Here is a 958-nt window from a genome sequence, read left to right on the forward strand (position 1 = left end):
GCAGGGTGTGATGCCTTACCTGTGCATGCGTGGGATGCGATCCGATTGCAGGACGATACTCAGCTTATCAAAGCTGAAAAGTGTGATCTGGTCGGGTTGAACAAGCGCTTTGTCGTTTGGCAGATGGCAGGGTTTAACGAGGCACCGGTCGTAATCCGCAAAGACGGGCAAGTAATCAAAGGGCAACCCCATGACCTCGCAAGCCGTCTGGAAGATTGAGGAGAACGACAATGTCACACCTTGAACGGATCGTGCCGAAGGCCCCAAAGTTTGGCTCGCTCCTCTGTCACGTAGCATCCTCTGACGAACATCTGCATTTAGGCTCGGACAAGATGCTGGGCTTTGCGCTCGAATGCGTTCCACTGCCATACGTAAACCAAGAGGCGATTGAAAAAATCACATCATGCATGAGCCTGCCCGATGGCGCTTACATGCAAATCATCAGTCATGCCTCGGACGACGTCGCAGCCGATGTCTATCGTTTCGAAGAAGAACGTCGCGGGCAGTCGAACAAGCTTCTGAAGTCTTTGTGCGAGGGACGTGCATCGTTTCTGCGCAATGGTGTTCATGATCCGATTGACGCAACCGGAACAATGATCCGTGTCCATAAAGTCTATGTGACAGTGAAGGTTCCGATCACCGACGTCACACCAAATGACAACGAAGAGAAAGAACTTCTTCGCATCCTGGCCAAGGTCCGGTCTGCGTTTGAAAGTGCGAACATGGCGCCGCGCGTCATGGACAAAAAGCGGCTCAAGCGCGTTCTGTCTTCGCTCCTTAATCATGGGGCGGACGCGAGCTGGCGTAATCTGGTTGTCGACTATGACGACAGCAAAGAATTGCGCCACCAGGTGTTGGATCACAATGAAGTGGTCTGCCCGTGTCGGGCGACGAACTGGCAGGTGCGATTGCCGAATATGAAGCCATCAGCGAGATTTGCGGTAAAATCGGCTCCTTT

Annotated in this window: 2 protein-coding genes; both read left to right on the forward strand. The window is 52.9% G+C overall.

Features of this window, described 5'->3' with window-relative positions; genetic code table 11:
* The coding region (locus WA429_RS21285) for a hypothetical protein (RefSeq protein WP_336107917.1) at positions 1-219 on the forward strand (219 nt) is incomplete at its 5' end.
* Between the two features lie 11 nt (positions 220-230).
* On the forward strand, positions 231-958 hold a 728-nt coding region (locus WA429_RS21290), incomplete at its 3' end, for a TraC family protein (RefSeq protein ID WP_336107918.1).

Source organism: Thalassospira sp. CH_XMU1420-2 (assembly GCF_037029325.1).
GTDB lineage: Bacteria > Pseudomonadota > Alphaproteobacteria > Rhodospirillales > Thalassospiraceae > Thalassospira > Thalassospira povalilytica.